General features: G+C 35.1%; 14 protein-coding genes. 6 read left to right on the top strand and 8 right to left on the bottom strand.

Annotated features, from left to right (window positions below; translation table 11 throughout):
• Window positions 1-203: 203 nt before the first annotated feature.
• Window positions 204-2,060, top strand: a complete 1,857-nt coding sequence (locus tag EMN46_RS15570) for a PQQ-binding-like beta-propeller repeat protein (RefSeq protein WP_154201746.1) — start codon at window positions 204-206, stop codon at window positions 2,058-2,060.
• Window positions 2,061-2,309: 249 nt separating this feature from the next.
• Here the strand turns inward: EMN46_RS15570 and EMN46_RS15565 are convergent, their stop codons facing one another.
• Window positions 2,310-4,742 (bottom strand): ABC transporter permease, encoded by a 2,433-nt coding sequence (locus EMN46_RS15565; protein WP_154201745.1) that lies wholly within the window; start codon window positions 4,740-4,742, stop codon window positions 2,310-2,312.
• Window positions 4,743-4,759: 17 nt separating this feature from the next.
• Window positions 4,760-5,458, bottom strand: a complete 699-nt coding sequence (locus tag EMN46_RS15560) for an ABC transporter ATP-binding protein (RefSeq protein WP_154201744.1) — start codon at window positions 5,456-5,458, stop codon at window positions 4,760-4,762.
• Between the two features lie 286 nt (window positions 5,459-5,744).
• Between EMN46_RS15560 and EMN46_RS15555 the strand changes: the two genes are divergently transcribed.
• Window positions 5,745-7,109 (top strand): sigma-54 dependent transcriptional regulator, encoded by a 1,365-nt coding sequence (locus EMN46_RS15555; RefSeq protein WP_154201743.1) that lies wholly within the window; start codon window positions 5,745-5,747, stop codon window positions 7,107-7,109.
• The gene (locus tag EMN46_RS15550; RefSeq protein WP_154201742.1) at window positions 7,099-8,433 is read left to right on the top strand and encodes a PAS domain-containing sensor histidine kinase; all 1,335 of its coding nucleotides are present in this window, start codon (window positions 7,099-7,101) and stop codon (window positions 8,431-8,433) included. The genes EMN46_RS15555 and EMN46_RS15550 overlap by 11 nt, the downstream gene beginning before the upstream one ends.
• A 611-nt stretch (window positions 8,434-9,044) precedes the next feature.
• Here EMN46_RS15550 and EMN46_RS15545 read toward each other — a convergent pair.
• The 3 genes from EMN46_RS15545 to EMN46_RS15535 all read right to left on the bottom strand — a co-directional run bounded on the left by EMN46_RS15545 (window position 9,045) and on the right by EMN46_RS15535 (window position 15,201).
• On the bottom strand, window positions 9,045-9,680 hold the full coding sequence (locus tag EMN46_RS15545) for a flavodoxin family protein (RefSeq protein ID WP_154201741.1): 636 nt from the start codon (window positions 9,678-9,680) through the stop codon (window positions 9,045-9,047).
• A gap of 324 nt (window positions 9,681-10,004) precedes the next feature.
• On the bottom strand, window positions 10,005-12,293 hold the full coding sequence (locus EMN46_RS20490; protein WP_154201740.1) for an ATP-dependent helicase: 2,289 nt from the start codon (window positions 12,291-12,293) through the stop codon (window positions 10,005-10,007).
• A 199-nt stretch (window positions 12,294-12,492) separates the two neighbouring features.
• A complete protein-coding gene (locus tag EMN46_RS15535) occupies window positions 12,493-15,201 on the bottom strand; it encodes a DEAD/DEAH box helicase (RefSeq protein ID WP_154201739.1) in 2,709 nt (902 codons plus the stop codon).
• A gap of 956 nt (window positions 15,202-16,157) precedes the next feature.
• Between EMN46_RS15535 and EMN46_RS15530 the strand changes: the two genes are divergently transcribed.
• Window positions 16,158-17,054: a DMT family transporter gene (locus EMN46_RS15530; RefSeq protein ID WP_154201738.1), complete on the top strand. Its 897-nt coding sequence runs from the start codon at window positions 16,158-16,160 to the stop codon at window positions 17,052-17,054.
• A 91-nt stretch (window positions 17,055-17,145) separates the two neighbouring features.
• Here the strand turns inward: EMN46_RS15530 and EMN46_RS15525 are convergent, their stop codons facing one another.
• A complete protein-coding gene (locus EMN46_RS15525; protein WP_154201737.1) occupies window positions 17,146-17,886 on the bottom strand; it encodes a slipin family protein in 741 nt (246 codons plus the stop codon).
• A 601-nt stretch (window positions 17,887-18,487) separates the two neighbouring features.
• On the opposite strand from EMN46_RS15525, the gene EMN46_RS15520 reads away from it, so the two are divergent.
• Together EMN46_RS15520 and asnB are read left to right on the top strand one after the other, a co-directional pair.
• Window positions 18,488-19,291: a Cof-type HAD-IIB family hydrolase gene (locus EMN46_RS15520; RefSeq protein WP_154201736.1), complete on the top strand. Its 804-nt coding sequence runs from the start codon at window positions 18,488-18,490 to the stop codon at window positions 19,289-19,291.
• A gap of 405 nt (window positions 19,292-19,696) precedes the next feature.
• The gene (gene asnB, locus EMN46_RS15515) at window positions 19,697-21,382 is read left to right on the top strand and encodes an asparagine synthase B (RefSeq protein ID WP_154201735.1); all 1,686 of its coding nucleotides are present in this window, start codon (window positions 19,697-19,699) and stop codon (window positions 21,380-21,382) included.
• A 106-nt stretch (window positions 21,383-21,488) separates the two neighbouring features.
• On the opposite strand, the gene EMN46_RS15510 is transcribed toward asnB, so the two are convergent.
• A complete protein-coding gene (locus EMN46_RS15510; RefSeq protein WP_229130394.1) occupies window positions 21,489-21,701 on the bottom strand; it encodes a DUF5808 domain-containing protein in 213 nt (70 codons plus the stop codon).
• 156 nt (window positions 21,702-21,857) lie between these two features.
• Complete coding sequence (locus tag EMN46_RS15505; protein ID WP_154201734.1) at window positions 21,858-22,604, bottom strand: AAA family ATPase; 747 nt, start codon at window positions 22,602-22,604, stop codon at window positions 21,858-21,860.
• Window positions 22,605-23,099 lie beyond the last annotated feature (495 nt).

The following is a 23,099-nucleotide window of genomic DNA, read 5'->3' as shown; positions in this document are numbered from 1 at the left end:
ACTATGTAATAGCAAGAGCTTGTTTTCGGATTTCTTGTGAAATATGTATCTCTTAATACTTCAATTTACTGTTGGAAAATTTGATTGAGATGACCCTGTATTTGTAATAATTAGATCTAAATAGAAAATAATTACATAAATATCAATATTAAAACACTTATCAATTGTAAAGTATAAGTGAAATTACCTAAACCTAAATTACTATGTTAAAATCTATGAAACGACTTTGTGTCGTCATGTTTGTGGGTATTTTATTGGCAAGCCCGGTTTATTCACAAAATAAAATGTGGGAAGTTGATCTTAAAGATGCTCTATCTCAAGTTAATTGGATTGAACAAACAAATGAAGGATTCATCTTGGCGTCTGGAACCAATGGATTAATGGCTCTTAATAACAAAACAGGAGAGACTTTGTGGCACAATAATGAATTGAGGGGAGCTGTTAAAGGTTCTTTAAAATTAATTGATGGTTTACCAATCTGTTATATTGATTTTGCTGAAAAAGGTGTAATTCTTAATTCCAGTAATGGAGATATTTTATATGACACCCAAAAAGATGGTGTACGTGTTTTGAATTATAGTATTTATAGTGATAAGAATTTAATACTATTCGAATTGTCGAAAGGTGAGGGTACTGCGTTGATGAGTTTTGATCTAAAAACTTTGAAAAAACAGTGGCTTACTGAGCTTGGAAAGGCATACAAACTTTTTGGTTTTAAATATGATAAAAGAATTTCTAAAGGACCTTTCTTCACAAATGATGAAAGTATTATTTTAGGTATAACAAACAATATTTATAATCTTGATTTAAAAACAGGAAAGATTATTTGGTCATACGAAGGTAAGAAAGCGGTGAAATCTTTAATCTACTCACCATTAAATGATTGTTTGTATGTTGGAATACGTAAACACAAAATGTTGATAATTCTGAACCCCAAAACGGGAGAAGATATTACACCAAGTAAATTTAAGTTGAAAGGTGAGTTGGTAGATGTGATTAAAGATCAGGATGGTAATTTAATTTTAGTAGAAAATATTGGTTTCAATATTATTAACCCTGAAACAAATGGAGCTATTTGGTCGAAAAGAGCTAAAATAGCAAACCTTAGTGAAGTTATACCACATGAAAAAGGGTATATCGCTGTGGTTAAAGATGAAAAAGCAGGTTATATTTATATGTTCGACAAAAATGGGAAAAGAATATGGGCTCAGGGTCTTAAAGGTTACATTTATTACGTAGCTAGTACTTCTAAGGGAGTCATGTTTATTTCAACTGAAAATTCTAATATCTTAGATTTTGAAAAAGGGAAAAAGGTTTGGAAAAAGACAATTAAATTTAAGGCTATTCCTGCTGTTACCTTTAATCCTAAAGAAAATAAAGTTGTGCTTTTTGAAAATAAAAAAGGATACAAGTTTGATTTGGAAACAGGCGATATTGAACAGTTTGCTGATGATATTAAATTAGAAAAAGTATCAAAATCTACACCTTTAGAGGCTGAGTATATCGCTAATTCAGGATACCTATTGACAACTCCTCAACACATTTCTCTTTTAAATTTTGATGGAACTTTACAATACACGAAGTATTATAAACCAGCTTCATCAGTCAAAGGATTGAAAAGTTTAGCAAAATTTGGTTTGTTGGCTGCTGGTATCGATTTTGATATCGATGGAGCATTGGATAATATCAATAAATTGAAAACTTTTACAACAGGTAGTCCATTGACTAATGACGATACTGGAGATGCTGATGTTCAGGTGGATGAAATTGCAGGAATGTCAGTTGGTAATAGTGCAAAAGGAGAAATGCGCGAGATTTTTAGAGTGACTCGCGAACGCTATTATAATTCTAAAAAAACCAAAGATGCTCAGTTCATTGTAAATGCAGTAAAAGAGGAAATTGGTAAAAAGCATTTTATTTATAAAGTTGACAAGAAATCTGGTAATGTTGATTACAAGATAGAGTTATTAGATAAAACACCAAGTTATTTAATTGATGAGGTAGATAATGTTATTGTCTTGAATGAAAAGAATCATTTGATCAGCTCCTATCAACTATAGGCTTATCAATTAATAAGAATAAAAGGAGATTGTTTTCGAAACAATCTCCTTTTTATATGTCTAAACTATTGTTATAATCACATTAAACTGCGGATAAGAAGATCTTATAATTAGTGATCTTAGTACTGTGGGCAATTTTGGAATTTACTTCATCTCTACAATGGTAACAGGATATAAACTGTTGTTTCATAAAAAAGAGGACTTTCCATTAATAGGAAAGTTCTCTTCATAATTAGAGTCAATTTATTTTTATTCGTATTGGAGTGCTTCAACAGGATTTTGAGTGGCGGCTTTCCATGTTTGCCAGCTTACGGTTAGTATGGCAATTATGAGTGCAATAAGACCAGATAGTGCAAATATCCACCAGCTGAGTTCAATACGGTAGGCAAAGTTGCTTAGCCAATCTTTTGCAATATAATAGGCTATAGGGCAAGCAATAAGAAAGGCTACAAGCACCCATTGTGTATATTCTTTGATCAACAGTATCAGAATTTGAAATGATGTAGAACCGTTAGCTTTTCGAATACCAATTTCCTTGGTTTTGTGCTGAATGCTAAATGATGACAGAGCAAACATACCCAATATGGAAAGGATAATAGCTATGATTGAAAATAGTGTTAAGGTTCGCATCTCCTTGTATTGATTCATGTAAATCCGTTCATATAAATCGTCAACAAACTCATATTTAAAAGGATTATCTGGCGATAAAACGTCCCATTCCTTCTTTAATATTTTAAGAGCTTCAGCTTTCCTATTGGGATCAATCTTAGCAATAAAAGTACTATTGAACATCTTCTTGGCTGCCATTACCATTGGCTTTTCCTTAGAGAACATGTCTCCGTAGTGTAAGTCACCTATAACGGCAATGACTTTTCCTTTTTTAAACACTTCAGGAGCTTCAAAATTATATTTGAATGATTTGCCAATTGCATCTTCAGGTTTCTGAATGCCCAATACTTTTAACGCTGATTGATTTAAAATATATTTTTCTTGAAACCCAGGGTGTTCTTTAGTGTATTTATCAAAAACCTTTCGAGTCGCTTCGTGATTAGGATTCATATCATTTATTCCCATTGCAAGTCTTTCCCATTCAATGGATGAGGTGATTCCCATTTCAAGTGTTCCGGCCAAAGGTTTGATATCAAATATTTTGAAGAAATCTGATTCAATAGAAAACAGATTAAGTTTTTTTTCGACTGATTTATCAACGCCTTCCATCTCTACAGGAGATGAAAAAGGCATATTAAGTCCGGGTTTATAGAAGGCTGCACTGATGTTTCGAATTTCAGGATGTTTTAAACAGGATTCCTTTAAGACTTCATATTTCTGAATCATTGGATAAGGAACCTCTTGCATAATAATGATAGATGATTTTTCATTGCCAGGATGTAAATCATTGACTAAATCGATTTGTTTGTGCAAGACAATAGTTAGTATAATAGCAGCAATGGAAAGTGTAAACTGGAAAAGCAATGAGGCTACAAATTTCTTTGATCCTTGATAAGGTGAGCGAGCTAAGTTTTTTGAAACTTTCGTTGTAACTAAAGGTAGAAGTGAAGATAAGGCAAAGATCAGGTAAAAAACGAATGTGATCCAAAGCATATTGAAACCTGAGAAGCTAAGATTAAAAGCTGAACCGCTAATGGAATCAAATTTATAAGCTAAAAGCCCACCCAATAGAATAGCAAAACTGATGGGAATGAGTGATCGTGTGAAAATGATTCTAGCCAGATCAGAATGAGATGCGCCATTAATCATACGGATTTTATAATTCTTAAGATCAGTTACAAACTGCACGTAATTCAAATTGGTGTAGTTGATAAAAGCGATCAGAAAAACAATAAAGCCACCAATAATTAGAATAATTACAGATGTTATGCTACCATTCATACTGAGTTCATCAGTATTATGACTGTATAAATGGATATCCCTTAAAGGCATTAGTTGAGAAATGGGCTCAGGTTCTCCTTCTTTCGTGTTTTTCCCCCATTGTGCATTAATTAACTTTTTAAGAGAAGCCAAGTTACTTCCTTTTTGTAATAACAGGTAAGTGTATGTCTCAAAATTACTGATATCTTCATTATCTTTTATCGAAAATAGTAAATCAGCTTTAAAATGGGAATTGTCTGGAAAGTTTTCCATAACACCAACAACGGTATAGCTCCCCGATTTGGAATACAAATATTGAACTTCAATCTTAATCTCTTTACCAATGGCATCTTCTGTGCCAAAGTAAGCCAAAGCTGTTTTTTTACTAATGACGACCTGATTGGGTTGATCAAATAAGACTTTTCTATTTCCTTGAAGTAACTTAAAATCGAAAACTTTGAAGAATTGCTTGTTAGTGAAAATAAGACCGTCACTTGAAAATTTGTTTTTGTTAGCTGTTATAATGGTATTATCAGGATGAATAATTCGAACGATTTCCTTGATTTCTGGAAAATTGTCATAAAGAGAAAGAACGAGTTTACCATCTATGCCTGAAATTGGGGGTAGTCCTATAGATTGTGGATTTTGAATAGTGATACGGTAAATATCGTCCGCATTTGAATGGAAGTTATCGTAGGAGAGTTCCTTTTGTGCAAAGGTAAATATGATAAGCGTAACAGCAAAGGCCAGTCCTATGCCTAAGGTGTTGATGCCATACCATTTTTTATTCTTTAGTATTTGATTTAATATCATGGGTTTGAGATGTTAGCTTAGTAATTAATCGTTGCGAATTCTTTGGCGGTTTTCTCTGTCATTACTTCGCCATCGAATAGGCGAATAACACGATGTGCAAATTCAGCATCACGCTCTGAGTGAGTCACCATTACAATCGTCATTCCTTCGCTGTTAAGCTCGGTAAGCAGGTTCATCACTTCCAATCCAGTTTTAGAATCGAGATTACCTGTAGGTTCATCGGCAAGTAGGAGTTTTGGATTGGCTGCTACGGCTCTGGCAATGGCTACACGCTGTTGTTGTCCACCCGATAGTTGTTGAGGGTAATGGTTTTTGCGATGTCCAATCTTCATGCGATCCAGAACCTCTAAAACTCGGGCTTTTCTATCACTTTTGCTATTGTTAAGATAGGTTAGGGGTAATTCCACATTGCGGAATACATTCAGTTCATCAATTAGGTTAAAGCTTTGGAATACAAAATTGATATTGCCTTTACGTATAATGTTACGTTGACTCTCTTTTTGATGACCGACTTCTTGTCCATTAAAATAATAGTTGCCAGAAGTAGGAGAGTCGAGCATGCCTAATATATTGAGTAGTGTAGATTTCCCACAACCCGAAGGCCCCATAATAGCAACAAATTCACCTTTTTTTATGTTGATATTGATTTGGTTGAGAGCAGTAGTCTCAACCTCTTCGGTTTGGAATCTTTTACTTAGATTTTCAATTTTTATCATGTCAATAATTTTGTGAAACGATTGATGTATGGATTAGATGAAATGAAAGCAAGCTGTAAATTTGAATGCACAATTGCTTATGAGTTCATATTTATGTTCTAAACCAAATGTTCAATTGGTATGCCATAGTTCACTAGGTAAAGTAAATCAGACACTTGTCTTGTTAAGTTGCTACTAATCTGATATGCAATTGTAAAATAATGAAAATTGACTGTAAGAATATTTTACACTATGTGCTGATATTTGTTAAGAATTTTTACTTTTGAAAAGCTAAAGTTATAAAATTATGTCTACTGGTAAAATCTTAATTGTCGATGATCAAAAATCGGTATTAATTGCATTACAACTCTTACTTCAGGATGAGTTTGATGAGGTGCTTACACTTTCTAATCCGAATAGTTTAATTAGTACTCTCGAAAATCACTCCATTGATGTGGTGGTATTAGATATGAATTTCTCTGCAGGTATTAATACAGGTAACGAAGGACTTTTTTGGTTGAATAAAATATTGGAGCTAGACTCTAAACTTAGTATTATTCTTCTGACAGCTTATGGTGATGTGGAACTGGCCGTAAAAGCCATCAAGAAGGGAGCAGTTGATTTTGTTCTGAAACCTTGGGATAATCAGAAACTAATAGCAACTCTTAAAACAGCTATCCAATTACGTCGATCTAAGCTTGAGATTGATCGTTTACAAGGCGAGAAGAAATCATTAACTCAGATTTTGAATAAGAATGGTACACAAATGATTGGTCGATCGAAAGCCATGCTTAATCTCTATGCTATTATCGAAAAAGTGGCTCGCACGGATGCGAATATCCTTGTTTTGGGAGAAAATGGGACAGGGAAAGAACTCATTGCTCGAGAGATTCATGCTCAGTCTAAGCGATCAGATGCTGTATTAATAAGTGTAGACATGGGTGCCATTACAGAATCACTATTCGAGAGTGAGTTGTTTGGGCATGCTAAGGGTGCTTTTACCGATGCTAAATCAGAAAAATTGGGTCGTTTTGAGTTGGCATCAGGAGGAACTTTATTTCTCGATGAAATAGGTAATTTGTCTTTGTCCATGCAAGCCAAATTGCTATCGGTTTTGCAAACGCGTCAGTTAATTCGTTTGGGAGATAATACCATTCGTGAGATTGATATTCGCTTGGTTTGTGCCACCAATAAGAACCTACTTCAAATGGTTGCAGATGGCGAATTTCGTGAAGATTTACTTTATCGGATTAATACAATTCAAATAGATGTGCCTCCTTTGAGGGAAAGGGCTGACGATATCGCTATTCTAGCAGAATTTTATCTGCGAAAATATGCCACGAAATATGATAAATCCAAATTGAAATTCTCCACTAAAACATTGGATAAGCTAAAGTCATATTTATGGCCTGGTAATGTGCGAGAATTACAACATACGGTTGAGAAAGCTGTGATTCTAACCGATCATATTGAGTTGATGGCTGATGAGTTTCTTTTTCATCAAACGGTAAAAAGCAAAACGGCTTATAAACCAACTCGCATAGCCGATATGGAGAAAGATATGATTTTGACAGCTTACGAACATCACGAAGGCAATATGAGTCGTATGGCAAAGGAATTGGGTGTTACCCGACCTACACTTTATAATAAACTGAAAAAGTATGATTTATAAGAAACTGTTCTTCCAAGTCTTATTAAGATTGAGCTTTATAGTCTTGTTGTCTCTTTTAACAGGTTGGCTTATTTGGGGAAGTGCATATCCTTTGTTTTCAATTGGGAGTATGCTTCTTATCTTATTATCGAGCTATAAATTGCTTGTGTATTTGAACGCTACTAATCGTTTGCTTAGTCAATTCTTTTTGGCAGTTAAAAATGATGAAACTGCGCTTAACTTACGGCATGCCGATAAGGGTAAATCTTTCAATGACTTGCGTGATAGTATGCAGGGCGTGAATCAAATTATCAAGAATCTACGTGTGAAATACCAGCAAAAGGAGATTTTGAGTGATGCCATTATTGAGAACGCGGCTGTGGGTATTCTTACTTTTAATTCTCAGGGCTTAGTTGAAAATATTAATCGAAAAGGACGCGACCTTTTAGGTGTGCACCACTTGGTGAGTATAAAAGCCTTACTAAAAACAGATTCCAAGCTGGTTGAACTCTTTCAGAATATAAAAGCAGGAGAAAGCCGAGTATTGAAGACCTCTGTAAACCAAAAATCTTTGCATTTGATTGTATCTTGTACTCGAATAAAGCTTAATACTGACAATTGGAAATTGCTTTCCTTTTCGGATATTAAAAATGAAATGGATGCCACTGAATTAGAATCTTGGCAGCGATTAATTTCAGTCTTGACACATGAAATAATGAATTCCATTGCACCTTTAACTTCGCTTTCAGAGACTTTGGCTCGTACCTATTCTCAAATTGATGCTGAATCGGTTATTGGAGAAAAGAACCTTTCGAAAACTCGTTTGGGTTTGCAAGTAATTCAGGAGCAAGGCGAGGGTTTAATGAATTTTGTAGACTCATACCGACAATTGACTCGTATTCCTAAACCACAAATAAAAACGCTTAGCATTCAGCATTTATTAAATCATGTAAAGGCATTACTCACTTTAGATGAAGATACACGTATTCAATATGACTTTTCAATTGAGGAGGCTGATTTATCTATTGAGGCTGATGAAAAACTCTTGGTTCAGGTTTTGGTTAACTTAATTAAAAATGCGCAACATGCGATTCTCGAAAAGGGACGCATTCAAATTCATGCTTGTACTGTTGATGAAGATAAAACTCAAATTAGTATTTCGGATAATGGAGTAGGAATTAAAGCTGAAGATATGAAGAATATTTTCGTCCCATTTTTTACAACGCGCGAAAATGGTTCAGGTATTGGTCTGAGTATCACGCGTCAAATTATGCGCTCACATCAGGCTAAAATTAGAATGGAATCTGTTTATGGTGAAGGCTCTAGAGTAGAGCTTATTTTCTAGTGACCCAATAAATAGTTATAAAGGTCAATAGTTAGGAATATCTAAATTCGAATTGATATTTTTTGTCATAATTCTTTCTACAATATTATTAAATATACTTTGTTTTCTTTGTAAACGATTTAATCGGGAACCTGAAGAAACTATGAGTCGTTTCGCTTAAATATTTTCATCTGTCGTCCCTAAGGGACTTTTTTTGTTTGCATTTTAATTCTGCTACCATACTTTCAGCTCTCTGAGCTTTTCTTTAAAATTGTTTAGGGATCTCTCTCTTTTTTAGTTCCGTTAGGAACGCTAGTATGGTAGTTCGTGTATTTCATGTTTTTTTAGAGCTCCTTAGGAGCGATACCCCTGATCCAGAGGTTGATATTTGCCAGATATTCTTTACAGTTTCATCTGTTTTGAAGCGTTAAGCATACTCTAGGAGGTTTTAATCTTTGAAAATATCCATAAACCATGGATCATCTTAACAACTAAAATATGCATTTATCTATTGATCTCTAAAAATTTTAAAATTTTTGATCTCGATTAAGTTATAGGTTTACCGCTAATTAGAATTAAAGGAGATGGCTTAAAAAGCAATCTCCTTTATATCTATGTCTCTATGCTAGCTGTTATCTAACAAAGTTGGTCATTATTTTGCTTTCTTTACTTGGTGCTTCTACTTTGTCTTTCCCATTTTCCATGAGTTGAAGTAGGTAGGCCATATTTTTACCAAGAACTCGCATAATCTGAACACCTTCTTCATCTTTATGCACATCTCCAGGCATCGTACCATGAATTACATTCCAGTAGTTCGATGTAGGAATCATCATTTCAGAGTAAGTTAGGTAGTTGTTCAATTCGTTGAAAGCTGGTAAACCTCCCGATCGACGAACGGCTGCAATTGATGCACCTACCTTATGACGGAATAAGTTTCCATTTGCTCCAGAAACGTAAAAGGCACGATCGAGAAAAGATTTCATACTCGCACTTAATGCTGCGTAATGTACAGGAGAACCGAGTATAATACCATCAGCTTCTTTCATCTTTTGAATCCAAAGGTTAACATCATCTCCTTTAATCACACACTTTTCGTCTTTATTCTTAAAACACATATTACAGCCTGTACAAGCTTTTACATTTTTAAGACCAACCGAAATAATTTCAGTTTCAATGCCTTTTTCTTCCAATTGTTCGCATACCAATTTAAGTGCATGGTACGTATTACCTTCTTTTTTAGGACTTCCGTTAAGTGCGACGACTTTCATATTGTTTGATTTATTGTGTTTTTTAGAATTGTTTTTTGATGATGTAAATTTACGATCATTAAAGATAATGAATGGTAATGAATTGTTAAAGCATCTTGGAAATTTATCCGATATGAACTATTTCGCCTCTTGAGGACATCGGCAATGGCAGCTGGGGACCCGTAGATGAAGAAGGCGTTAAAAACGAAATGCTGTTTGAGCATAGCGAGTTCATTTTGTTTAGTCTTTAAATCGTAATGGGTCAGCGAATGCCGCAGTCTTGAATTTTTGGTACTTTTCTTTCAAGAAAAAAGTACATACCCGACCGGCAAGGACATTAACTACTTACAGTTTCTTCAAATTAGCCCACTGAGGAGCAAAGCTTTTTTCTCCGAACTTACCAAAATCACAAGTGATTTCTTTAGCTGTACTACTAATAACAATTCCTTCACCATATTTTGGATGACTAATTTTCATATCCTTTTTCCAAGGGCTATCATTAGATTCTTGAGGAGCGTCTGGCGTAGTAATTATTTCCGGTTTTGTAGCTTCAATACGTTCGATAAGCGCCGAAGGGATAGCATTAAGAAAATAGGATGGTCCTTCTTCGGCATTCCAGGCTGTACTTTGGCTATGCCATGATATTTCCATATTGTTTTTGGCACGAGTAAGGGCGACAAAGAGTAAGCGTTTTTCTTCCCGTAAATGTTTAGGACCTCCTTTTTTTCTATTTAGAGGAATAAGACCAGAGTTAGCTCCACTCAAAAAAACATAATCAAACTCCAGTCCTTTAGCCGCATGTATTGTTAGCAAACGAACACCATCTTCTATTTTTTTTAGGCCTGTATTAATTTGGAAATGACCTTCCAAACTCACTTGTCCCATAGCAGCTTGATAGGCTTCTAGAAGATTTCCAAAGCTCTGATTTTGCACGTAAAGTTGTAGCTCCTCTATGGCCTGTTTTACCTGATTCACATGCTCTTTGTAATGAGCAGAAATAGGCTTTAGAACTTGTTCTAAATTTAAATTGCTGTATACATCTAAGTCCGTTTTTGAGTTTAATAGCTGATTATGGAAAGCCAATAAGGCATTTCCCAATTTGATATGAATGCTTTCTTTGGGATATTTAAACTGAAGGAAAGCTGTGAAAGCCTCTAGCTTGTTGTTAAAACTTTTGTCTTTTATGAACTTGCCAAAGGCATTGAGTAGTGCTTTACTACTTTTGATACAACCAAAATCACTTGAAGTGAAAACGGATAAAATACTGTCTATGTCGTTGATTTGTAAAGCTGATAAAAGCACCTTCTTAAGCCAATATAGGGCAGGATAATCTTTCAAAGTACTCTTACTAATCACCTGAAAAGGAATGCCTTCTTTCTGGAAAATAGATTCGAAAATACCTATTTGCTGGCGGGTACGAAATAGAACGGCAATTTGTTCCCAAGGTGTACCTTCAGAATGTATGGTTTTAAACTGATTGGCATAATAGAAGGCCTCTTGGTTATCGTCGAAGTGATTGACCAAACGTAGTTTATTACCTGCTGTTCGTGTGGCTTGTAAATCGTTTTGTTCGTCGTTAAGCAAATAGGATGCGGCGCTTAAAAGTTGACCTGAAGTTCTATAGTTCAGAGGTAAACGCATCATTTGGCAGTTTGTGTCTGCGATATAGCTTTCAAAAATTTGATCGGTACTTCCTCGCCAAGCATAAATACTTTGATTGGGATCGCCAACTGCAAAAAAAGAGCTGTCCTTTACCGAAAGGTAGTTCAATAGCTGTACTTGTTCGCTGTTACAATCCTGAAACTCATCTACAATTATCCATTGAGGATTTAGAGAGCATTCCTGTTTTAAAAGCCAATTGACGATGGAGATTAAGTCATCAAAATCCATCAGGTTATTAGCCTGTTTTTCCTTTCTGGAGATATCTAATAGGAGAGGGAGCTCGTCCTCATTTTTCATATTAGCATAAAGAATCTGCTTCTCGTTGCGATAGAGTTTCAATCGCTGATCTAGTTTATTCTGATATTTAATATCAAGCTCATTTGTGAGAATTAAACGCTGAAGAAATTCAACCTGAGCTTCCTTATCCATAATAGAAAAGGCTGGTGTAAATCCTAATTTACTTAATTGAGGATGTTCTTTTATTAGCTGACGTGCCACGGAATGAAAGGTACCGAAATAGCGAAGTTCTTCTGACTGAATTGGTTCTAAATCCTCATAAAAATAGAGAATGCGTTCCCTAATTTCACGAGCTGCCTTATTCGTAAAGGTAAGAACCACCATTTTTGAAAGAGGAATACCTTTTATAAAATGTAAATAGAGAATTTTATGCGTAAGAACGGTGGTTTTTCCACTACCTACCATAGCACTTAAAAGGACTTTAGTATTATCAGAAAAAACGGCCTGCAATTGATAGTTATTAAGCGTCTCGAGAGCTTGTCCTAGTTTTGAATTCTTCTCACTAACCACTTTTATATCGACACTATAACTCTCTTTAGGTTCGGTAAACCTATCCTTAGGTATTACAAGGCCATGTTGAGGTACAGCCTGAGCTTCGAAGGCAGAAATGGGATCAAACTCATTGCCTTCAAACTCAGTACTTCTTAGTTTTCTATGTAGATTTTTTAAACTCACCCGTTCAATTATGAATTAGTAATTATCAATTAATAATTTTGATTTATAAAAAAGGCACTTGAGCTAAAGATGAATTTTTAATTATGTATTCGTTACTCATAACTTTTTACACATCGACTCCGCTCAGTGTACGGCTTTTTATTCATTGACTTTAACCTTTAACCTTTAACCTTTAACCTTTTTCACTTTATCCTTGTGACTAATTATTAATATACCCCTTTCCATTGTTCATGATACGTTGCAGTTTCAACTGGTTTTTGATATTAGCCTCACCATTATCGGAGCGTAAGTGTAATTCAAAGTGTTCTGGCAGATTCATGACTTTAGCCAATTCGGCTTCAATATCTTTGATAACCTCTGGCTTTTGTGCTAGTTTTAAACTGCTATCTGCAAAGAAAATAATAAGCTGGCTGCCTTTTATTTCGAAATTAGAACTTTGTTTTAAGAAACGAGCCCCAAAGTGTTTTTCCTTTTCAAATCGATTCAATAGTTCTTGCCATTGACTTTCTAATTGCAGCCATTCTATTTTTGCTGAGGATTTTTCCAATGAAGTAGGTAAACCATCTATATGAATGCCTTTAGGTAAGGGAACCTCTTTGTAGAATGAACGAAGAGCCCATAGAATAAGGTGTTTATTTATGCGATGATCGCCAACACAAGCAGGACATCCCTCTTTGCAGGAACAATCCTTAACCAGTTTGCCTGCAGTTTGTATGATTTCTCCAATAAACTCAAAGGCTTTTTCAGAGAAACCTAAACCGCCAGGGTATTCATCGAAGAGAATAATAGCGTGTTTGTGTAAATGAGATTTTGGGTGTGCAAAACCAAAAACATCACCACCTAAATCAGAATGGGTAGCCATTACACGCATGGATGCAGCTGCTTTTAAGCAATGAATTAAACCTTCGGTATAATCAAATCGAGGTACTTGTTTGTCCTCTACATCTTGCTTTTGAGCTTCGAGACTTGGTGCTTTTCCTGTTGCCACAAAAACTTGCACCACATTATCTGGAATTTGAATCCAACAGGCTTCTGTTTCCATTTGCGATTCGAGAATTTGCGACAAACCTTCGTAACCTAAATTCTGATGCGTATTAAATTGAACCATCTTATAACCTGAAACGAGAACACTAACCCGAACATCTCCAAAACACGAATAAATACGCTTGTCTTCCTGCTGATCGTGCTCCATTAAAATATCGATATTACCAGGTTTATGTGGTTCCGTATAATAATTGGAATCAACCTCTTTAACCCAAGCGGTTTTACCTTCCAAATCTAGGTCGATACTTTTGTATTGCACACTGTCGTGCAGATAGATAGCACCAGGATAAAATTCTTTCTTAGCCTGTAGGAGATCAACGGTGGTAATGGTGAGTTCCTTTTCCCTATCAACCACTTTGATGGTATCGCTGGTCATATTTCTCAAACTGATTTCATGAGCAGGAGAGAGCTTGCCACTCCATTGATATTGGGCATTATGCTCGCTCAATTCACCTTCCTTTTGCAGAAGAGGTATGATTTCTCCCAAGTCGGGAAATGTTGCTATATCGTCAATAGTTAAAGGCAATTCGGCCGAAGCTGCGCGAATATGTGCCAATTGGATGTAAAGGTTATTCTTATCAATCACCGCATTTTCCGATGCCGACTGTAGTAGCCATTCAGGATTCATCCCCACATATTGATCCATCGGTTTTTCCTTAAGCATAAGAATCGCATGAGCCTTATTACCATTTCGACCGGCTCGACCCAATTGTTGCCAAAAGCTAGCTCGTGTACCTGGGAAACCACCCATCACAACCATATCCAAAGCGCCAATATCAATACCCAACTCAAGAGCAGAGGTTGAAACTACGCCATAAATATTTCCCTCAAGCAAGTCTTTTTCAATTCGTGAACGCTCCAAAGGTGTGTAACCGCCTCGGTATCCTGATATTTTATCAGACATATCGGGTCCTAATTTAAGAGGATCATGTGCGAGTATATCTCGACACTCTTTGGTTACAATTTCCGTTTCACGACGTGAAATGCAAAAGGTGATGACTCTCACCATATTACCTATCAAGTTGGGCAGGAGTCCCTTCAATTCTTCAGTTACAGAACGTTTACGTTGTGCTTTCTTAATGAATTCTGGTTGCCAAAAATGAATCTCTTTTTCAGGAGCTGGAGAGCCATCTTCATCGATAAGTTCAAAGGACTGATGACAAATATTTTCAGCCAGCTCTGCAGGATTGGCAATGGTCGCAGAACTACAAAGAAAATGTGGTGTATTGCCATGATAATTACAAATTCGTAATAAACGCCTCATCACATTAGAGACTTGTGAACCAAAAGCACCTCTGTAAGCATGCAATTCATCAATAACCAGGTAATCGAGATTGGCAAACAGGTGTGGAAAACCATAGCGATTATGATTGGGCAAAAAAGTTGCATTAATCATATCGGGGTTGGTTAGAATAATATTGGCTTCCTGACGAATTCGACTTCGTTCATTTGAAGGTGTATCTCCATCGTAAATACCTGCTTGTATGCGATGTTTACCAAAGAACTCTACAAAATCAACAATATTTCGTAATTGATCTTTGGTTAGAGCTTTGGTTGGATAAATAAAAACAGCACGTCGACTTGGATTCTCAAGTATACGTTGAATGACGGGAAGGTAAAAGGATAAGGATTTACCACTAGCTGTACCTGTTGTGATAACTAGGTTTTTCCCTTGCATAGCTCGTTTGTACATTTCAGCCTGATGGGAGTATAGCTGATCATATCCCATCTGATGAAGACAATCCTGAAGCTCAGGATTCATATCGGATGGAATAGGTACGTATTGTGCTTTTCGAGCGGCTATTTTTCGACTAGATAAAATTCGATCACTAAAACTCTCTAGTATTTGTTCTATTGTTTGCATAGGCTATTTCTGAACTTGCAAAGATAAGAAGCTTATAGGAAGGAAAAAGTAAAAAACTGTAAAGGATGAAGATTTTAGACGCAGATTTTAAATGATGAAATATGATTGAAATTGATTTGTAATTATTGAAGAATGAATGGATGATTAAATTGTTTCCGCAGATTGCGCTGATGACCGCAGAAATAAAATAAATAATTCGACGCTGATTATAAATGATGAAATATGATTGAAACGGATTTGAAATTATTGATGAATGATTGGAAGACTAAATTGTTTCCGCAGATTGCACTGATGACCGCAGAAATAAAATAAATAATTTAACGCTGATTACAAATGATGAAATATGATTGAAATTGATTTATAATTAGTGATAAATGATTGGATGCTCAAGTTGTGTCTGCAAATTGCGTGGGTGATCTAGATTTAAAAACTCTTAACAAATCCGTCATGCTCTGACTATAAGTAAGCTGTACATGTCAGGGTATGACTAGAATGATTCACTGAAGGTTATACGGATGATGGTAGAAATAAAAGGAATATTTTGACACTGATTTAAAAAGATAAAATATGATTGGAATTGATTTGTGATGAATGATTGGATTGTTTAATTGTTAAATGATGATTGTTTATTTTTTAAAGAAAAAAGGATACATTTACGTCAGATTGAGCATCTAAATATTTAATAATTGGTGATTTTCCATGCTATGGAAGATTTCGGGAATCACTACAGCTCATCGTAGAACTACTCTATGTACCATAGCTTCATCATTAAAATATAATGACTTATGAAGCTATTGCTGTTCGCCAACCCAGTCTTTTTATTTGGTTTTATTTTTAAACAAGACTTAGGCACTTTTCTTATCCATTCCACATACTTGTGATATGTATTAATTGTTTGCCATATATGATATGGTTTATTAATTCACATCCTTCCTTTAACCTTTATCCTTAAAAACATGAATATCAAAATTAAAGCCATTCTGCTACTCTTATTAGGAACTATATTTTGGGGAATGACCTTTGTCTTTATTAAGGATGCTGTATCTCAAATTAGTGTTGCTAACTTTCTGGGCTATCGATTTTTATTGGCTGCCCTAATACTTGGCTGTCTCTTTTTTAAGCGTTTTAGAAGTTACGATTGGGATAGTTTACGTTATGGAGCTCTATTGGCTGTTCCTCTTTTGTTTAGTTTTTTAGCACAAACCATAGGTTTACAATACACGACTGCATCTAAAGGTGGTTTTATTACGGGTTTGTCGGTTGTATTTGTGCCGCTAATTCTTTCGTTTATACAAAAACGATTACCAAGTTTTAATATTTTAATTGCAGTTGTTTTGGCCACAATGGGCTTAGGCTTTCTAACTTTGGGAAGTAGTCTGAGTCTTAATATTGGAGATACTTGGGTTTTTATGTCAGCCATAATTTTTGCAATTTATATTATTATGGTTGCACGATATAGCGGTAAGAGCGATGCCATATTACTGTCGGTAAGCCAATTCTTTTTGGTTGGTTTAGTTTGTATTATATATTCGGGTGTTAAAGGAGAATTACATATTCCAAGTGGGTATAAAGTTTGGCAGGCTATAATTTTCACAGCCATATTTGCCACAGCTTTTATGTACACGGTTCAGAATTATTACCAAAAATACATTTCTGAGATAACAACTTCCATCATTTTTTCATTTGAACCGCTATTCGCTGCTATTACAGCCTATTTTTATTTAAATGAAGCATTAACTGAGAGAACTGTTATTGGAGGATTAATGATATTTGCAGGTATTTTGTTTGCAGAAATTAAGATGGAAGGTAAGTTTCAAAAGATTAAAGAAAAATTTACTTTTCTAAAGAAATAAAGAATGATATTTCTATTCAACTCAAATAGAGTAAAAAAAAATCCATCCTCAAAATTAAGGATGGAAATTCTCATTCAGCCTCAGTAAGGACTTAATCTCCTTTTTTATTTCTTGGCAATACTTCTTCTGGGAATGGGAAAAGAATGGTTGAATTTTTCTCAGCTGCAATATTAGCAAGAGTTTGGTAAAGTCTTAGCTTGATGGCTGATGGTGATTTGTCGATCAATTCGCCAGCTGCCAATAGGTTTTCGGCAGCTTCCTTCTCGGCAAGAGCGAGAATAACTCGTGCTCTACGAGAACGTTCTGCTTCTGCCTGATTAGCCATCATTCGTCTCATATTTTCGGGCAATTGAATATCTTTAATTTTAACGTCGATAATGACAATACCCCAAGCCTCTGTCTCTTTTTCAACAATGTGCTTGATGTTTTTACCAATCTCTTCACGTTTTGATAAAATAGTGTCTAACTCAACTTTACCGCAAACATCTCTAAGGGCGGCTTGAGCCAGTTGCATAATGGCAAACTTATATTCTTCAACTTCTAATACGGCTTTTTCTGGGTTATCTATTTTGAAAAAGACAACGCCATCAATACTACAAGGCACATTATCTGATGTCATTACTTCTTGTGAATCAATGTTGATTGTAATGACACGAATATCTACAATTTGAATCGTTTCTACCAAAGGAATTATCCATCTAAAACCAGGTTTAAGAGTTGAAACGTACTTCCCGAATCGGAATTTTAAGGCACGTTTGTATTCGAAAATGATTCTGATACCACTTAATAGGAAGATGATAAAACCAACACTGAGAATGATTAAAGGATTCATAAGGCATGTATTTTAATAAATTATCTGTTTCATTAACATGTATTATAAATTTACAAAAATTGAAGGGTAGGGACAAAAATAGTTTTGGCATCTCTCTTTAAATTATCTATCGTCTCTAGAATATGGTGGACCTTTGTTTAATGATTAGAAAAGAGCAGTATGGCTTAAGTGATTAGCGACATTTTTATCGCAAGTACAAATCGTCTCAACTATCTCGAAGTATCAGAACGGCGTGAATCAAGTGAGTAGATACTTGAAAGAACTTGGTTTGAAATAGTAGCTTACGAGATATAAAATTAAAGAAAGTCACAGCCTATGTTGTGACTTTTTTAGTTCTAGAGCATTCATTTAATTTTTAAAAATCTTTTTATAAGTCTTGATGGTGGTGATTCTAGTAGTGTTATTCTTCAAAAACAAGCATTCAAAATTTAATCTTGATAATTTAGAATCCTTGAGTTTTGTTTTGGGAGAACCCGATAATTGTTATACTTTCGCAGGCTGAAAATTGAAGTTCTAAAGCTTTATTTAAAGCTTATTCACACAGGCTTATACATCTTAATGATATTTGTTTATGTGTGTATTAAAATTAATTAGATTATAGATGAAATATAAAATGCTAGTGCTTGATCTTGATGATACACTTTTGAGTGATGATCATTGCATATCAGATAGAAATAAGGACATGTTGATGAAGGCACAGGAGCAAGGTGTATATGTTGTTTTGGCATCGGGACGACCAACTCCAGCAATGCTTCAATATGCCGAGCAGCTTGATTTAAAAAAGTATGGTTCGTATATTATCTCATACAATGGTGCTGTAATTACTGATCAGACCAATCAGACAACTATTTTTGAGCAAAGTCTTTCTAAAGAGCAAATTCACAGTTTGCACGATTTTAGTATGGCGAATAATGTCGATATAATAACTTACACGTCGGATAGTATTATTAGTGAATCTTGCTCAAAATATATTGATGTAGAGGTTGAGTTAACTCAGATGAAGTTTAATAAGGTGGATAGCTTTAAAACTGCGGTAACAGGGTCTGCTGTAAAATGTCTGCTTTTACAGGACCCCGAATATCTAAAATCGGTTGAAGCCAAATTGAAGAAAGAAAAACCTAATGAGAGTGTTTCTATGTCGAAACCCTTTTTCTTGGAAGTTATGTCACATGGAATAGACAAAGCGGCAAGTATAGCTCGTTTGGCTGAGAAATTAGATATACGCCAGGAAGAGATTATTGCGGTTGGTAATGCAGGAAACGACTTATCGATGGTGGAATATGCTGGTTTAGGTGTTTGGGTTGATAATGTTAACCCAGAACTTCGCGATCGTGCAGATGTAATAGTCGCTTCAAATAATGATCATGGAGTTGCCGAAGTTGTAGAAAAATATATAATGAACTAAAGAAAACGATTCATAAATAAAATGCAAAAGCGAAGCCTTATATGTTTCGCTTTTTTTATGCAATATGGATCATGACTTTTTAATGAAGGATGAATTGCTAAATAGTGGTGTTAAAAGACCAATTGTGATGACAAAAAAATAATTATTTGAGATTATAGATTGAGTTGAAAAAGAGAATAAGTAAAGTTTGATAACACGAAAGGCGCTTATTTGGTTTTGTGTTCAATTTTCAATGAAAATAGGGGTTTATTCACGTAAAATTTTTTTTTTAATCCTCGCAAACGTTATAGTAAATTTATTGTGCCAATAAATAAAATAGAAAGTGTACTTTAACGCCTAAACCAAAATTAAGCAGTATTCTTCCACAAAAGATACTGAAAAAAACTAACTATTAAACAAGATTTTATGTGTGGATTCGTAGGAGTTTTTGATTTGAAGGTAGATGCACAAGAGCTACGTCCTCAAATTCTAGAAATGTCTAAAAAAATACGTCACAGAGGACCAGATTGGTCGGGTATTTTTTCTGATGAAAAAGCAATATTATCTCATGAGAGATTATCTATTGTAGATCCTCAGTCGGGAGGACAACCACTTTACAGTAAAGATGGTAATTTAGTATTGGCTGTTAATGGCGAAATATATAATCATATGAACATTCGTAAAGAAATGAATGATTCTTATGAGTTTTTAACCAAATCTGACTGTGAAGTTATTCTGGCTTTGTATGACAAAAAAGGAATTGATTTTATTGATGATTTGAATGGAATTTTTGCTTTTGCTCTTTACGATAAAAAGAATGATTCGTTTTTAATTGGGCGTGACCATATGGGAATTATTCCTCTATATCAGGGTTGGGATAAATATGGTAATTATTTTGTGGCCTCAGAGCTAAAAGCGTTGGAAGGTTATTGTAACAAAATTGAAGAATTCCCTCCAGGAAAATTTTTATATAGTAAGGATGGAGAGATAAAGGAGTGGTATCATAGAGAATGGACAGAATTTGATAATGTGAAGGATAATGTGACTGATATGGCAGAACTTCGCAAAGGTCTGGAAGATGCTGTTCACCGTCAGTTGATGTCTGATGTGCCTTATGGTGTTTTACTTTCAGGAGGACTGGATTCGTCAATTATTTCGGCTATTGCAAAAAAATATGCAACTAAGCGTATTGAATCTGCCGATAAACAAGATGCTTGGTGGCCACAACTTCATTCCTTTGCTATAGGATTAAAAGGTTCACCCGATTTAGTTGCCGCTCGTAAAGTTGCCGATTATATAGAAACAGTACATCACGAAGTTACTTTTTCAGTTCAAGAAGGTGTCGATGCTATTCGCGATGTTATCTATCATTTGGAGACTTACGATGTAACCACTGTTCGTGCTTCAACGCCTATGTATTTAATGGCTCGTGTTATTAAATCGATGGGTATTAAAATGGTTCTTTCGGGTGAAGGTGCTGACGAAATGTTCGGTGGTTACTTATATTTCCATAAGGCGCCAAATGCTAAAGAATTTCATGCCGAGACTATTCGTAAATTAGACAAATTACATTTGTATGATTGTTTACGATCTAACAAATCGATGGCAGCTTGGGGAGTTGAAAGTCGTGTTCCATTTTTGGATAAGGAGTTTCTTGATATTGCCATGAGAATTAATCCTGAGGATAAGATGGCGAAGGATGGCAAGATGGAAAAATGGATTTTGCGAAAAGCCTTTGAAGACTGCTTGCCAGAGAGTGTTGTTTGGAGACAAAAAGAACAGTTTTCTGATGGTGTGGGTTATTCTTGGATTGACAGCCTAAAAGAGATTGCTGAAAAAGAAGTTACGGATGAGCAGTTGAGTAATGCCAATTTTAGATTTCCGGTACATCCTCCAATGTCGAAAGAGGAGTATTATTACCGTACAATTTTTGCTGAGCATTTTCCTTCTGATACAGCTGCAGCTTGTGTACCTTCAGTACCTTCTATTGCTTGTAGCACGCCCGAAGCTTTGGCTTGGGATCAATCGTTCCGCAACAATGCAGATCCTTCGGGAAGAGCAGTTAACGCTGTTCACAATGACGCATATTTAGAAAAAACGGAAAACAAATAAATTATTTGTTAAACATTATAAAGAGGCCATTCTGTAAAGGGATGGCCTTTCTTTTGCCCCACGTTTTTATAAAAGCGGAGCCTTATAGATCTCGTTTTTTTGTGGTCTATAAACCTAAATATACTGAAAGTGCAATAATACCTGCAATGGCAATAATAAAGACATAGGCGTAAGGGCTTGCAAAATTCAAAGTCCAACCTAATGAGGGATCAAGTTTAGGAACTCGAATTCGAGGATCTTTGGGGTTGTAATAAAAAATGCCTCTCCAGTTCGCGGGATTTCTATCCATAGGGTCGTTAAATTTTTTGTTTGATTTCATGATTTTTAAATTTGAATCTGCCATCTAATTTAATCAATTTCTGATTAACATCATGAATAATAAAACATAAATAATGAAGTGCTTTTGAGAATGATTAAAACCTAAAAAAAGCGACTCCTTAAAAGAGTCGCTTTTCAATTATCTATTTAATGCCAATTAGTTTAGGCAAGCATTAGTTTCTTTGTTTTCCGAAACAAGCTTATCCTTTTTGCTTAGTTCCGATACAATAATGTTGTTTTTAACTGTTCTAAAAACAATGTCTTGTGCCTCGGCGTATGAAATATCATACTTACGATCGATTTGTCGGTATTCTTCAGGGTATTTAGTCAGTAGTTTATCGTAAAAGCTATCAAGTAATTCTTTTCCTGGATTTCTAAATTCTAGTTTCAGCTCAAAACGACGAAGTAGGGCAGAGTCAATCATTTCAATTTGATTGGTTGCCGCTATTATGATGGAGTGTGAAGGCAATGAATCGATAAGTTGAAGCATGGTGTTTACCACACGTTTCATCTCATTACTATCCGTATTATCGTAGTCGCGCTCTTTTCCTAAGGAATCAAATTCATCGAAGAAAAGGACGGCTTCTTGAGATTCTACCAAACGAAAAGCTGTAGCAATATTGGCAGATGTTTCTCCTAGTTTTGAGGAAACAATACCTCCTAAATTAATAACCTTGATTTTTTTACCCAGTTTACGAGCAATGGCGCGAGCTGTCATGGTTTTACCACAACCACTTTTACCGTGTAATAGGAGTTTATTACTTAAAGGTAGATTGTATTTCGAAAGAATATCGCAATGCTCATACTCGCGTAAAAACTGATTGATTTCAGCGCCTAGTTTTTCATCAAAAACAATATCTTCGAAAACGACATAGCCCCTGTTGGGAATATATAATTTTTCCATCTCTTATAATTTTGTGTTGTTGTTTAGATTGCAAACATACAGATTTTTCCGTATTGATTTTTAGTTTAACAACATATTTCAAATATAGGCTATTTTCAAGGTTTGAAAAGTCGAAAAAGTCGAAAGAGTCAAAAGGTTTGAAAGGTAGAAAGGTAGAAAAGTCGAAAAGGTAAAAACGTCAAAAGGTCTAAAAGTTAAAAGGTCAAAAAGCTATTAACTTTGATTGTTCTTTGGAGTCTAATTCATTAATCAGTCTGCGGAGATCTGTATTATCAGCGGGAATTTAAAGATAATGAATGTAATAAATTAGTGTTAATCAGTGATAATTAGTGGTTCAATATTTTAAATCCTGAATTCAAGTTGCAAATGCAACTTTTTGATTATTTACAACATAATTATATTTTTCATTTGGAGTCAAGTAATTTAGACGCTTTCTAGGCCTATTATTTAGTTTATCTTGCACCCATTGTACTTTTTCATTTGTTATTCCATCAA

Origin of the sequence: Ancylomarina sp. 16SWW S1-10-2 (assembly GCF_009669305.1) — a bacterium.
GTDB lineage: Bacteria > Bacteroidota > Bacteroidia > Bacteroidales > Marinifilaceae > Ancylomarina.
This window is presented reverse-complemented; position numbering and strand designations above follow the sequence as displayed.

Coding starts and splice junctions, on each gene's coding strand:
- EMN46_RS15565 (WP_154201745.1), bottom strand. CDS start 4,742: ATGATATTAAATCAAATACTAAAGAATAAAAAATGGTATGGCATCAAC.
- EMN46_RS15530 (WP_154201738.1), top strand. CDS start 16,158: ATGAATATCAAAATTAAAGCCATTCTGCTACTCTTATTAGGAACTATA.
- EMN46_RS15520 (WP_154201736.1), top strand. CDS start 18,488: ATGAAATATAAAATGCTAGTGCTTGATCTTGATGATACACTTTTGAGT.
- EMN46_RS15560 (WP_154201744.1), bottom strand. CDS start 5,458: ATGATAAAAATTGAAAATCTAAGTAAAAGATTCCAAACCGAAGAGGTT.
- EMN46_RS15545 (WP_154201741.1), bottom strand. CDS start 9,680: ATGAAAGTCGTCGCACTTAACGGAAGTCCTAAAAAAGAAGGTAATACG.
- EMN46_RS15505 (WP_154201734.1), bottom strand. CDS start 22,604: ATGGAAAAATTATATATTCCCAACAGGGGCTATGTCGTTTTCGAAGAT.
- asnB (WP_154201735.1), top strand. CDS start 19,697: ATGTGTGGATTCGTAGGAGTTTTTGATTTGAAGGTAGATGCACAAGAG.
- EMN46_RS15570 (WP_154201746.1), top strand. CDS start 204: ATGTTAAAATCTATGAAACGACTTTGTGTCGTCATGTTTGTGGGTATT.
- EMN46_RS15525 (WP_154201737.1), bottom strand. CDS start 17,886: ATGAATCCTTTAATCATTCTCAGTGTTGGTTTTATCATCTTCCTATTA.
- EMN46_RS15550 (WP_154201742.1), top strand. CDS start 7,099: ATGATTTATAAGAAACTGTTCTTCCAAGTCTTATTAAGATTGAGCTTT.
- EMN46_RS15510 (WP_229130394.1), bottom strand. CDS start 21,701: ATGAAATCAAACAAAAAATTTAACGACCCTATGGATAGAAATCCCGCG.
- EMN46_RS15555 (WP_154201743.1), top strand. CDS start 5,745: ATGTCTACTGGTAAAATCTTAATTGTCGATGATCAAAAATCGGTATTA.
- EMN46_RS15535 (WP_154201739.1), bottom strand. CDS start 15,201: ATGCAAACAATAGAACAAATACTAGAGAGTTTTAGTGATCGAATTTTA.